This window comes from Dyadobacter sp. Leaf189, from assembly GCF_001424405.1.
GTDB lineage: Bacteria > Bacteroidota > Bacteroidia > Cytophagales > Spirosomataceae > Dyadobacter.
On the sequence record NZ_LMPS01000005.1, the window covers coordinates 744,102 to 757,406 of the forward strand.

General features: G+C 49.5%; 9 protein-coding genes. 4 read left to right on the forward strand and 5 right to left on the reverse strand.

Features of this window, described 5'->3' with window-relative positions:
* The 4 genes from ASG33_RS17540 to ASG33_RS17555 are packed head-to-tail and all read left to right on the forward strand — an operon-like array spanning position 1 to position 3,403.
* Positions 1 to 1,383: a sensor histidine kinase gene (locus ASG33_RS17540; protein ID WP_056288624.1), complete on the forward strand. Its 1,383-nt coding sequence runs from the start codon at positions 1 to 3 to the stop codon at positions 1,381 to 1,383.
* Between the two features lie 18 nt (positions 1,384 to 1,401).
* A complete protein-coding gene (locus tag ASG33_RS17545) occupies positions 1,402 to 1,776 on the forward strand; it encodes a response regulator (protein ID WP_056287960.1) in 375 nt (124 codons plus the stop codon).
* Positions 1,773 to 2,819 carry an adenylate/guanylate cyclase domain-containing response regulator gene (locus ASG33_RS17550; protein ID WP_056287965.1) on the forward strand — a complete coding sequence of 349 codons (1,047 nt, stop codon included), beginning with the start codon at positions 1,773 to 1,775 and terminating at the stop codon, positions 2,817 to 2,819. Before ASG33_RS17545 ends, ASG33_RS17550 begins: the two co-directional genes overlap by 4 nt.
* A 2-nt stretch (positions 2,820 to 2,821) precedes the next feature.
* Positions 2,822 to 3,403, forward strand: coding sequence for an HD domain-containing protein (locus ASG33_RS17555; protein WP_056287967.1), 582 nt, complete (start codon positions 2,822 to 2,824; stop codon positions 3,401 to 3,403).
* A gap of 7 nt (positions 3,404 to 3,410) precedes the next feature.
* Here ASG33_RS17555 and ASG33_RS17560 read toward each other — a convergent pair whose 3' ends face one another.
* From ASG33_RS17560 to ASG33_RS17580, 5 genes are all read right to left on the reverse strand, one after another.
* Positions 3,411 to 6,659: a cyclic nucleotide-binding domain-containing protein gene (locus ASG33_RS17560; protein WP_056287972.1), complete on the reverse strand. Its 3,249-nt coding sequence runs from the start codon at positions 6,657 to 6,659 to the stop codon at positions 3,411 to 3,413.
* 63 nt (positions 6,660 to 6,722) lie between these two features.
* Positions 6,723 to 8,996, reverse strand: a complete 2,274-nt coding sequence (locus tag ASG33_RS17565) for a cation:proton antiporter (protein WP_056287977.1) — start codon at positions 8,994 to 8,996, stop codon at positions 6,723 to 6,725.
* 128 nt (positions 8,997 to 9,124) lie between these two features.
* Complete coding sequence (locus ASG33_RS17570) at positions 9,125 to 10,609, reverse strand: mandelate racemase/muconate lactonizing enzyme family protein (RefSeq protein ID WP_056287981.1); 1,485 nt, start codon at positions 10,607 to 10,609, stop codon at positions 9,125 to 9,127.
* Positions 10,610 to 10,789: 180 nt separating this feature from the next.
* Positions 10,790 to 11,722: an RraA family protein gene (locus tag ASG33_RS17575; protein ID WP_056287984.1), complete on the reverse strand. Its 933-nt coding sequence runs from the start codon at positions 11,720 to 11,722 to the stop codon at positions 10,790 to 10,792.
* 30 nt (positions 11,723 to 11,752) lie between these two features.
* Entirely contained in the window at positions 11,753 to 13,285 is a 1,533-nt protein-coding gene (locus ASG33_RS17580; protein ID WP_082489286.1) for a SusD/RagB family nutrient-binding outer membrane lipoprotein, read from the reverse strand.
* Between the last annotated feature and the right edge of the window lie 20 nt (positions 13,286 to 13,305).

Below are 13,305 nucleotides of genomic sequence, written 5' to 3' on the forward strand. Positions count from 1 at the left end.
ATGGATTATTTTTTAGTTTCCTTTTTCCTGATCCAGTACATCCGCACATCTTTACAAACCGCCGTTAACCATCCTGAATGGGAAAAGCGGCTGGTCTTCGCGCGGTATTTCAGTATTGCCTGGATCGCCACCTTCTACATCGCCGAAGAGCCTTTCTGGACCAACTGGGTGTGGGACATTTTCCTGGTCTGGCTGATCGTGGTTATTTACCGGAACGAAGTATTCAACTCGCTCCGCACTACTGCGCAAACGGTTATGCCTTTCGTAGCGATCTCGATTATCCGGGATTTTGTCAAAGGTATCTTCCCGAAGTTTTATGAAGAGAATGACAGCTTTTTTCAGGTAGCGGTCGCGTTTGCATTCGTACTCTGCTTTTTCGTGTGGTTTTATGCAAGAAAGCAGATGAAAGTGCTTCAAAAGGAGCGGGAAGACCGGCTAAGAGAAGAGCAGGCAAGTCGCGCACAAAAGGAATCGCTGGAATACCTGGTGAATGAGCGGACTCAGGAGCTTACGATGCAAAAAGAAGAGCTGCAACGTACGATCGAGGAGCTGAAATCCACGCAAAATCAATTGATTCAAAGTGAGAAAATGGCGTCGCTCGGTGAACTGACAGCCGGTATCGCGCACGAAATCCAGAATCCGCTGAATTTTGTAAACAACTTCTCTGAGGTATCTGCGGAGCTTTGTACGGAGTTGGAAGAGGAAATCGAAAAGTCGGAGCTGGCGGAGGAAGATAAAGATTACATCAAGCAGATCATCGCAGACCTGAACCAGAACCAGCAGAAGATTACCCACCACGGAAAGCGTGCAGACTCCATTGTAAAAGGAATGCTGCAGCATTCGAGGCTTTCGTCCGGTGAGAAAGAACCCGTCGAGATCAATGCGCTGGCCGACGAATACATGCGGCTGGCTTACCATGGTCTGCGCGCCAAAGACAAGGAATTCAATGCGGCGCTGGTCACTGATTTTGATGATACAATAGGCAAAGTGAATGTACTTCCGCAGGATTTGGGAAGGGTATTTCTCAATCTTTTTACCAATGCATTTTACGCGGTGGCGGAGAAAAAGCGCAAGCTGGCCGCCGAAGGTTTTAGCAGTGACTATAAGCCCGAGGTGAAGATCAGTACCAAAAAATTTGCCAATAAGCTTTATATCCGCGTTACCGACAATGGAACTGGAATGCCCGAACACGTAAAAGCCAAGATTTTCCAGCCGTTTTTTACCACCAAGCCGACAGGCCAGGGAACTGGTCTGGGGCTTTCGATGAGCTACGATATTATCACTAACGGGCACGGTGGCGTACTGGACGTGGAGTCAATACCCGGAGAGAGAACAGAATTCAGAATTACAATACCTGTCAGCGAACCAATCAGCCAATCCTGACATTTTCGAAAAACCTTCATGAAAATACTAGTTGTAGACGACGAAGAAGATGTGAAATCCCTGTTTGAACAAAAGTTCAGAAAGGAGATACGAAGTGGGCAGTTCCAGTTTTCCTTTTCGTTTTCGGGCGAAGAGGCGCTGACTTACCTTGCCGCGCATCCTTCGGAAGTAGTGATGATCCTTTCCGATATCAATATGCCGGGAATGAGCGGGATCGAACTTTTGAAAACGATACGGAGAGACCACCCGTCTGCACCGCCCCAGGTGATGATGATCACGGCCTACGGCGACAGCGCCAATCACGACCAGGCCATGCAGCTTGGCGCAGATGATTTTCTGACCAAGCCGGTCAATTTTGTTGAACTGAAAGAAAAACTGCTGACTATTTTATGAAAGCCAGGATATTGGTTGTGGATGATGAGGCTGACTTGCAGCTGCTGATCAAGCAAAAGTTCAGGAGGCAGATCCGTGAGCAGGAGTACGAATTTTTGTTTGCCGAAAATGGTGTGAAAGCACTTGAAGTAATCGCCGAGAACCAGGATATCGATATGGTTTTGAGCGATATCAATATGCCGGAAATGGATGGACTGACGTTGCTTGTCCGCATTGGAGAGGTAAGTCCGGTACTGAAAGCGGTCATCGTGTCGGCTTACGGGGATATGGATAACATACGCACCGCCATGAACCGCGGCGCATACGATTTCCTGACCAAACCCATTGATTTCAAAGACCTTGAAGTGACAATGGAGAAAACACTCCAGTACGTCGCCCAGCTGAAAGAAACATTGAAAGCAGTGCGTGAAAATGACATTCTAAGAATGTACGTCGATTCCTCTGTGCTGCAATTCATGACGCAGGATACTTTTGAAAAGTCGCTGATGACGAGTGAAAATATCGAAGGTACCGTCGTTTTTATGGACCTATGCGGATTTACTTCTATATCTGAAAAGGAGCCGGCGGACCGTGTGGTTACCATGATCAACAAGTATTTCGATGTGATGGTTAAAGAGATCATCGCGCAGGGTGGGCTGGTTGATAAGTTTATGGGAGATGCAGTAATGGCCGTTTTCCGCGGGGACTATCACCTCGACAGGGCGGTGGAATCGTCGCTGGCAGTGCGCAATCACATTGATAAGTTCAGGGAAGAGCTGTCTGACAATTCCGCTTATTGTCCGAAGGTTTCTATCGGGATCAATTCCGGCGAAATGGTTTCGGGTAACATCGGCTCAGCTGCATTGCGGCGGCTGGATTATACGGTGATCGGGGACGTGGTGAATGTGGCGCAGCGTTTGCAGTCTGTGGCGAAGCCCGGCCAGGTAGTAGTGCCGGAATCTGCATACCAGCGCATTAAAGAGGCTTTTCAATGCAACCCCGTAGGCGAGGTGAACTTGAAAAACAAGGAAAATGCTGTGATGATTTACGAAGTACTGGAATAGCCATGAATATTGAGGCCGCAAGAGCATACATTTTTGAAGAGCTGCGCACCCGATTGGACAGTAACCTTTTTTACCACGGTTTACACCATACCAAAGATGTAGTAGCTGCCGCCATGGAGCTGGCTGCATTGGAGGAAATTACAGATGTAAATGCCCTGATCTTGCTGGAAACAGCGGCTTTGTACCACGATTCAGGTTTCATGAATGTGTATCGTGGCCACGAAGAAGAGGGCTGCCGGATTGTGAGGGAAATCCTGCCGGACTATGGATATTCTGACGAACAAATGGAGGCGATCTGCGGGATGATTATGGCAACTAAAATCCCGCAAATGCCGCAAAATAAAATGGAAATGATCCTGGCAGACGCAGATCTGGACTACCTCGGGAGAGGTGATTTTGAAACCATATCTGCTACATTGTTCGAAGAGCTGAACGCACGCGAGCTGGTATCAGATCCCGGTCACTGGAACGAGACGCAGGTATCTTTCCTGGAAACGCATTTTTACTGGACCAAATCACAGCAGGAACGACGCAATGCGGCCAAAGCGCTGCACCTGGAAAAGCTCAAACAAGCCGCACATTGATACTGTCTCAGCCTTGCATCCGCATTTTCTCATTTTGAACGCGGATGCGCTGGCAGAGGATCCGCAGCACATTTCTTAGAATCTCGTCGCGTTCTTCCATTAATTCAAAGAAATCTTCCTGGTCAATGCGGAAAACGAGCACGTCCGTTTCTGCAACAGTTGAAGCCGACCGTGGCTCGGTATCCAGCAATGCAAGCTCACCGAAAATCTCCCCTTTGTCAAACAACGCGAGCTGTTTTTTGCCGTCGTAAATCCCCACCGAGCCCGTATATATAATGTACATCGAATCGCCCAGGTCGCCTTTGGCGAAGATCTGCTGACCTTCACTGTAGGTCACCTCTTTCATGATCGGGGCGATCGAGCTCAGTACGTTTTCAGGAGTTTGGGAAAAAAGCTGTGTGTTTTTCAAAACAATCACCCGCTCCATTTCTGAGATAGTCTGTGCAGTTTCTGTATGTTGCATAGGAATGTTAAGGCTGAATCTGAGTTCGGGATTTAAGGCAAGCGCCCTGTATTTTTCCGCAGCTGCTTCCCTGATCAGGCGCGCGGGATGGTGTACAAGATGTTCAAGATAGGTAAGTTCGCCAGCTGCCGGATCAAACTTTTTAATCGCCACTGCGACTGTCCAGGTCGTAAATGAGCGGTCGTGGTGAGTCAGAATGTAAGGTATCAATGCAAGTCCGCCATCCTGGTTGCCGACATACTGGCGCAGTGCCTCCCGCTTTCGCTGGACAGGGATGTTTTCGAACAAGGCGTGCAACGCAGGGTAGAGTGTCCGCGGCAAAAGGCTCTCGATCATTTCCAGCGAGTTCGCCCGTTTTTCCTTGCTTGCATGACGAATTCCGCGCCACGCATTAGACACCGCGTCCTTGTCATACTGCATCATGAACAGATAGAAAAGCCGCTGTCCGGTGAGTTCCAGTTCATATTCAAGTGTGTCATTCCATGTTTTGTCAATTGCATGGTCCTCCATTTCGGCCAGGAGCTGCGACGCGTGGCTCAGTTCTTTTTCTACAAATTCCGATACAACTGATTTATAATCAGCAACAAGCAGGTAGTTCGACATCGCTTTCAATGCGTCCAGCAATGTAAAAGTATCAATCTTATCAATGTTAACTGTAAGTTCTTTACTTTCAGAATGTTTATTCAGGTAAATACTTTTAATTAGATTGAAAAGTATTTGAAGTATAAATTCGTGTTTAGTTTTTTCAGCTACTTTAATGAACAAACGAATGCGTTCTCCCGACTGATCATTTTGCAGCCATTCCTCAATAATGCGGATACCGGCGTCACCGGATTTGATCAATGCGATGACGGTAGATCTGGAAAGCGTACCCCCAAGCAGTGGCTTCAACTCGCGCAGCAGCTGCGCCGACCCTGAGCCTGCGGCTACTTCCAGCGCCGTATTTTTGACTTTTTCACTGCCGTTTTGAATGCAGTTTTTAATCTGGTCTTCGTAGGAATGGATCCCGATTACCCTGATACATTCCAATGCGGTCAGCTGCTGTTGTTCCTGTCCGGAAGTGAAAAGCTTGCGGAGGGTACCGTGCACCAGCGGCAGGGATTTGCCGGCTTCCCAGCTCCCCATCACGGAACCGCTCACGATATCCAGGTCGGGGTGGGCCAGGAACCTTGCCAGCTGCTCATCCGACAAGCGGGAAGCGGCGCAGGCAATGCGCACGGCGAGCGTCTGACAAGCTGTATCCGGTTCGGCTTCGATATACTTCAAAAATGCATCCGACAATTCGGGCTGGTCCAGCGTTGCGAGCGTTTGCAGCGTTTTCAGGCGCACTTGTACGTGCGGATTTTTGATCAGCAGATCAACGTTTTTGCGGAAAAGCGCCACTTTGTTTTTCGCCAGCCAGTCAATCGCATTCAGTACTTCTTCTCTTCTTTCACTTTTCAGGTTTTCAGTAATGATCGGCAGCGCCTCGGCAGGGGAGGCCATTTCACCACTTTTGATAAACCGTTTCCCGATTGCCGATTTCAGCTCCTGGGTATAATGCCCATAAGCTTTCCTGAAAATAATCAGCGCCGCAACTGCAAAGAGCAGCGAAAGATCGAACGTAAGACTGATGTTGCTCAGGTTTCGCGAGTACACGATCCAGAGCAATGCACCTGCGATCAGCATTCCCATTGGTTCAAATAGTCCCTTTGCCAATGTGTGCCCTTTCAGCCTGGTTTTGGTGGAAAGCGGCTGAAACAGCACGAGGAATACGGGATCGAAAATCGTTCTTCTTACCAATTCAAAAAGCAGGTATGCCGCGCAATAATAGAACAGGAGCGAGGGTTCGTCTTTCCGGAAGTAAGAGGAGATCAGCAGGCCGAGCGAAATGAAAATGGTAGTAAGCGGCAGCAGGTACAAGGTGATTTTTACCCCGAAACGCTCCACCGTTTTACCCGAAAATAACAATTTAACGATCGTCGAAATCCCGTAAGTAGCGGCTAGCAGCGTACCTACGAAGGTGATTACGTCGTGCTGGCTGTGGAATTTGTATTTTACATTCACAAAAAAGTGGTACTCGATCCACGTCGCAGTCGCGGCAATGGCGACCATACCGAGACAAAGCGAGGTAAGCAGCTTGTTTCCGCCAAAATACTTTTGAATGATCTTCGAATCCGAAGCCGACACCTGGCGCGGTCTTGCGTGGTGCGGGTTGGGAATTTCAGTGTATTTGAATGTAAGTATCTGGGTGTAAAAGGCCAACGCAAAGAAGATCAGCGAGATCACCAGCAGGATCATCAGCACGGAAGGGGAGTGGATGAGCACAGCCAGCACGGCACCCAGCGCTTTGGCGGGCATATCGCCGGACCCGATCACACTGAAAAGTCGCTTACTTTGGCGCACATCAAAAACCAATGCAGACAAGCCCCAGAATTCAAGATTGATAAGCAGGTAAATGATCCTGTAACCTACCATCACGGAAATGGCCGTGGCAATGCCGTGACCGAGCCACAGCAGCACCATCACTACCGCCACCATAAATAGCGACGAGAACATGGTCCCGAGGCTCAGGCGTTTCAGGATCAAATGGTGCTCGAAGTATTCGTAAATCTTCCCCGCTGTCATCACGGCCAGTGCCGCAGCTATGTATGCGATCGGCAGGGAGTATTCAGGGTGATTTTCGAGCAAAAGCACGTTGGCGGAAACATAAACCAGCGTGGTACCTACATTGATAAAGAAATTATGGAAAAAAAAGAGGATTGTCTGCGGATTGAAGGAATTGGTATATCTATTCTTTAAAAAGGAGATCATAAGTCGGAAAGCTGATTCGCTTACGTAAAGTAAACACTTATTATTTCTATTAAAAACAGCAACCTACGCACGTATGATCAGGACAGAAGGCGAATTTGCGAGCCACACACTGTGAGATTCAACCGCTTTCTTCCAGCTTTCAAAACTGATTATCATCAGATCTTTTTGTTCCAGAAACTCTTTTTCCAATGCATTGTCGAAGTGCATTCTCACTTTCTCAGGCGCATAATCCTGGATAGCATTGAGTGAATCCTGCACTTCGGCATACGCGCTGACCATCTCGGAGGGGTCCATGATCGTCACATTGAGGTCGCCTGCGGAAACAAGCTTCTGCGCATATTCCAGCAGGAACTGGTCTTGCGGCGAGAAAATCGGAATGAAGATATCGTTCACTTCCTTCAAATTCTTCTCTATCATGATGGCCACGGGTATCTTCACAGACTTGATGATCTGCGTAGTCCGCTCGTCCAGAACATCTTCGTGGAACAATCTTTCTTTGCCGGTGATGGTATCAAACAGCCGCTCTCTGCTGATGATCCTGGAAGTAAAACCAAGGATTTTGCCCAGGAATGTCCCTTCAAATACCGATCTGCCTATTCCGATCATCAGCATATCATAGTCGCCATTGTTGGCAATTTCGATGATATCGTGCTCCACATCCTGCGAAGGTTTGAAAAGGGAAGTGAATGAAACATCCAGCTGCTGCGCTTCTTCATTGAGCGGACGGAAGGTTTCAAACTGGTATTCCTCTGTGTTAACCTGATTCAGATAGCTGCTCGGCGAAAGGTGCAGGGCTGTAATTTGCTGGTCATCTGCTTCTTTCCAGATCATTTTATCCGCCAGACGCAGCATCTTGCGACCTCCCTGCGGACTGGCGAATGCGATCAGGACAGAAAAACGGGAAGGTTCAAGCTTGTCGCGCAGGGCCTCCCACTTCTTTTGCGGGAAGAACTTGTCGATCAGATCGAGCGCGGGTCCCGTCATGCAGGTTGTAGCCAGTGCCATGATGACCATCATTGCAAAGATTTCGGGAGATAGCACACCGATATCATAGCCAATGTTGAGCACGACGAGCTCCATCAGTCCGCGTGTGTTCATCAATGAACCGATAATCAGACTATCGCGCCATGATTGCTTGACAAAGCGCGCGGCAATGGTACTGCCGGCAAACTTCCCGGCGACGCCCGCAAGAATAATCAGCCCCGTAACCTGCCACAGATAAGGATCATTCAGCAAGCCGATCTGTGTTCTTAAACCCGTAAAAACAAAGAAGAGCGGCAGTAACAGTACCAGGGATACATCTTCTACCTTCTCGATAAAAATGCTGCGGAAACTCAGATTAGCAGGCATGATCACACCCGCCATAAATGCACCAAACAATGCATGAATGCCGATTACCTCGGTCGTGTAGGAGGAGATCAGCAGCACCACAAAGAACATAGCGACTACAGGTTTGGTCAATCCCTCTTTGTAAGAATAATGGTCGCCGACCCGTTTCAGAACTGGTTTCAGTACTTTCAGCATGAACAATACATAGGCGCCTGCAAGGATGATCGTGTAAATGGAGCTTACAAACGAGCCTGCCTTTACGATCGCGATCACGGCAGCCAGGATGCACCAGGCGGTAATATCGTCCGTCGCCGCGCAGGTAATCACCATCATACCAAGCTTTGTCCGCGATAATCCGCGCTCCTGCACAATGCGGGCAAGTACAGGGAATGCTGTGATACTCAGCGCAATTCCGATGAATAACGCAAAAGAAAGAAAGCTGATCCCCTCGGGCGCGAATTGCTGGTACATATACAAAGCCAGCCCCACACCCAATGCGAATGGAAGCATAATGCTGGCGTGACTGATGACAACAGCTTCCTGCGCCTTGGTTTTGAGCACTTTGAGGTCAAGCTCCATGCCGATGATAAACATAAAGAGTATCAGACCGATCTGGCTCAGGAATTGGAGATTACCGAGGGATTGTTTTGGAAAAAGGAAGTTGGAGAATTCGGGATAGAACATGCCCAGCAGCGAAGGCCCGAGAAAGATACCCGCCGCAATTTCACCGATTACCGTCGGCTGTCCTATTAGCTTGCAGAGCCACCCGAACAGGCGCGCGGCTACAATGATGGTGATGATCTGCAGTAAAAGTGTGGCAAGCGGGTGCGTGAGGTTATGCCCGAAAGTATCCGTAAACTGCTCCCAGGAAGATGCACTGCTGACGTGGCTGTGTAATTTGGTGGCAGCCGTTTCCAGGAAAGTGCCCTGCCGGATAAAGAAGTACAGAAAGACTGAAAATATCCCGATTGTCAGCGTATAAAATAGTGCACTGCGTAAGTTTTTCATGGTTACATATGGGAGTGACGATATGCAAAATACCAAAAAAATCTTTCACAGTTACGTGTGTTAGCGTCCGGGAGGGCATTCACGGGTTGTAACCGTGGTAAGTCTGGCGGACTTACCACGGTAGTCTGCTAACTCCAGAGACGGTCGTGCGAGCGCTTTTCGTTCCAGTCGGGCGTAGGAGCGAAGTAGCTTTTGTCTTTCGGGTTCAGGTGTTTTTTCACCTCATCGTCTACCAGCTCAATCCCTAGCCCAGGCGCTTCGAGCGGTACCGGCGCGTAGCCTTTGTCGATCAGCTTGCGACCGTCCGTCGTTTTCACCAGACTTTCCCACCAGGTAACATCCACAGAGTGGTGTTCGAGCGCCAGGAAGTTTTGGGTTGCGGCGGCGCAATGCACATTTGCCATGAAGCTCACCGGCGTTCCAGCAAAGTGCATGGCCATCGCGATCCCGTTTTCCTCTGCATAATCGCCAATGCGTTTTGTTTCAAGCAAACCGCCTGAGGAAGCCAAATCGGGGTGGACAATGTCGACAGCACGCTTGTCTATCAGCGATTTGAAGCCTTCTCTCAGGTAAATATCTTCTCCCGTCAAAGTCGGTGTTTCAAGTGCGTCTGAAATGGTCCTCCATTGATCCACATACTCCCAGGGCACGATATCTTCCAGCCAGGCGAGGCGGTACTTGTCCAGCGCGCGGCCCAGCCGTATCCCGTTGTTCATATCAAAGTGACCGTAATGATCCGTCGAGAGTGGAATTTCATAACCCACCACACTTCGCACATCTTCCACAACCTGCGCCATTTCGGCCAGGCCTTTTTCGGTGATTTGAATGGCCGTAAAAGGATGCTTGGTATTGGCATAGGAATGGAAATCTCCCGCCCATTGCGAAAAGCCGCCTCCCCAGAACTTGTTGTTAACTACCGCATTCTCGCTGTTACGCAGCATACCGATCGAGACATCCATTTTCAGCCAGGTATAGCCCTGATCCACCGTGCGGAATTTGATCTTTTGTTTAAATTCATTCAAATCGTTCGACTCCGGCGTATCGGCATACAACCGCACCTTATCGCGATATCTGCCGCCGAGCAGCTGCCAGCACGGAACGCCGTACGCTTTTCCGCAAAGGTCCCAAAGTGCCATTTCAACCCCGCACACGCCGCCAGCCTGCCGGCCGTGATAGCCAAACTGCTTGATGACTTTGAAGATCATCTCTACGTTACACGGATTCTGGCCAAGTAAATGCGCTTTCAGAAACAGCGCGTAACGCTCATCGGCCCCGTCACGCACTTCACCCAATCCATATATCCCCTGATTGGTATCAATGCGAATGATCGGCGTGCGGCCTACGTTCTGTACAATGCAGTACCGCAGGTCTGTGATTTTCAACTCGGAAGGCTTCGAAGCGCGGTTTACCTTTGAAGTAGCCTGAGCAATCGTATCCTCGGCCGACATGGACATGAAGCCGCCCAGTGCAATGCCGCCCAAAGCAGAGTTTCGCAAAAAGTTTCTCCTGCTGGGCTTAGTAGCCGGGTCATTGATTTCCACAATCCGCGCTGCCTTTTCGGCTTCTTCCTGTTGTTTGTTTTCTGCTATGATGTGTTTGAGAATGTCTTTCATTTTATTGGTTTTTGGGTAGTGTTAAATTGAAATATCGCTGTGTCACTTTGAGGTATTCACTTTTGTCATGCTGAGCGCAGTCGAAGCACAATGCGACCACGCTTTCATGGTAGCCCTTCGACTGCGCTCAGGGTGACAAAAGAAGGCCCTTCGACTGCGCTCCGGGTGACAAAAGTTGGGTCAGTAATTCCGCTCCTTCAAGTAATCGTCCAGCTCCTTTTTTGTCATCGGGAGCTTGCCGGGGTAGTTGTTTACCCAGTTCAGAAAGTCCTTCTGGATAGCATCAGACCATTTCGTATCGACTTCACCGGGCGTGTACTTGCCCTCGCGGAGGCGCAGATGCCCGAACTCGTCGCGTAATGCAGTTACTTCCGAGGTGATCACCAGCTCCTCCACCAAATGCGCCGGGATGAAGATGGTACCGTACTTCTTGGCAAGTACCACATCGCCCGGCAGCACCGTGGCGCGACCAATGCGGATCGGGGTGTTGATATTGGACAGCATCATTTGCTGGATATAAGAAGGATCCTGGCCTTTGATCCAGGCATTGAAACCTTTGATTTCACTCAAACCTTCTACATCCCGCACTGAGCCGTAAAAGATCACCCCGCGCTTGGATTTAGCATAAATGGAATTCCCGAGGTTGTCGCCGATGAGCGTACCGTCGGCGATCTTGCCATAGCCGTCGGCCACGTACACGTCACCTTCTTTCAGCACATCAATGGGCCAGGAGTTGGTACCGCCGGTCTGCACGCGGCCTTCCTTTTTGCCGGTCTCCTTTACGAGATCCTGTAAATCGGGGCGCGATGGCATGTATTGCGCTGTTACCACGCGGCCGGTCATGGTACTGTCGTTGTGGATCAGCTGCCATTCGCCTTCAAACTGGTTGTGGTAGCCTTTGTTGCGCAATACACCCCAGGCTTCTTCCATCGAGATGTTTTTGAGGCGGGCAAGAATCGCGTCAGATACCTTCGGTCGGCCGTCGGGCAGGCGTTCACCTTTCCAGGCAGCAGTGTAGGCTTTGATCTGGTCGGGGCTGGGAGAGATTGATTGTGCCTGGGACGCCAGTCCCCAGCAAGCCAGTACTCCCGCCAGCAAGGTTTGTTTAAGCATAAAAAAACAATTAAGGGTTAGTTAATATTCTTATTTATCCCAAAAAACGGGTGTCCCAAGTTCGTCAGGACCCATTCTGGCTACTGCTTCCTTGTAGTTGGCCTCATTCACCGAACGCTCGCGGACAGGATACACCAATCTTCTGATGAAGTCTTTCACTGATGGATCTTTGCCCGGATAATTGTTGATCGGGAGCGTTGGAAAGCCGCTTCTGCGGAAATTGGCCCACGCTTCAGAACCATTCAGGAAGGAAGAGACCCAGTACTGGTTGTTGATCTGTTCCAATGCTTTTGCCGGATTAAAAGGATTGGCCGCCAGGTAAGCTGTTTGAGTCGCTTCGGGTATCGTCGCCGATACATCGTAAGTCGCCAGCTGCGACATATGTGCTTTTACACCAGCTTCATACAATGCTTTCACATCACCCGTTGCCCAGCCGCGCTGCACGGCTTCGGCCAGCAGGAGGGAAGTTTGGGAGTAAGTAATAAAAAACTCCGGTGCATCTATTTTGCCGACAGTCCGGCGGTTGATCTGCGAATATTTAAATGCCGACCCGATTTTTCCCGGAAAGCCAGGAATGGTGGTGATCGTAGATTCATTGTACCCGTAAGGCATGCCTTCCTGATTCGCAGGGTTTGTGTCCTCGGCACCGACGGTCGCGAGCGGATTTCCCGGCGCTTCGTATTTGACAGCAATGTATTTTAGGCGCGGATCAGCTGATGTTTTCAGGAAATCGATAAATGCTTTGCCCATGTACACATTCCCACGCTCTGTTCCCTGAAAATAGCCGGCGAGTGGGTGGTTGAATGTGCTGTTAAATGCGATAAAAGCATTATCCGCGTTGGAGCTTTGCAAACCTCCATTGGCCGGATCCACTGCAATCGCCACGTATTGTTTTGCCCTGGCCGGATCTACTTTCGAGTAGCGCATCGCAGCCCGCAGCAGCAGGGAGTTACCCAGCTTTTTCCATTGCGCGATATTGCCTTTGAAGAAAAGATCGCCCGTTTCGATCGGTTTCGATGCGTCCAATGCTTTGGTACCTTCTACCAGTTCTTTCAGGATATCGTCGTAAATCAGCTTCTGGTCGTCGTATTTAGGCAGGTTAATGCCTTCCAGAAATGCCTTTCCCGCCTGGAAGTAGGGAACATCACCGTAAGTATCTACCAAAACCATAAACACATAAGCCTTCCAGACGCGCGACATATTGTACAGATTAGACCGCGCCGGATTGTCTTTGGTCTGCGCAATCACGGTTGTCAGCAGGTTTACCGGGCCGTTTTGCAGGTATAATGAATTGAAATTGGCATTTGAATTTGGATCGGAAACCACATTATGATTACCGCCTTCCACTACGCCCGTAAATGGCGTGTTGATCTGCTGCACGATCTGCATCTGATAATGCTGCGTCGCAATGGCCGATGAAAACTCGGCATTGGAAAAGAGATACACCGGATCAATACTGGTTGCCTGAACCGGATTTTTATTAACCTCCTCAAAACCACTGTCGCAAGAACTAGCCCCTGCGAGGATGGCGATGGTTGCTGCGTATAGAAATATTTGCTTCATGTTCTAATGATTGAATGACT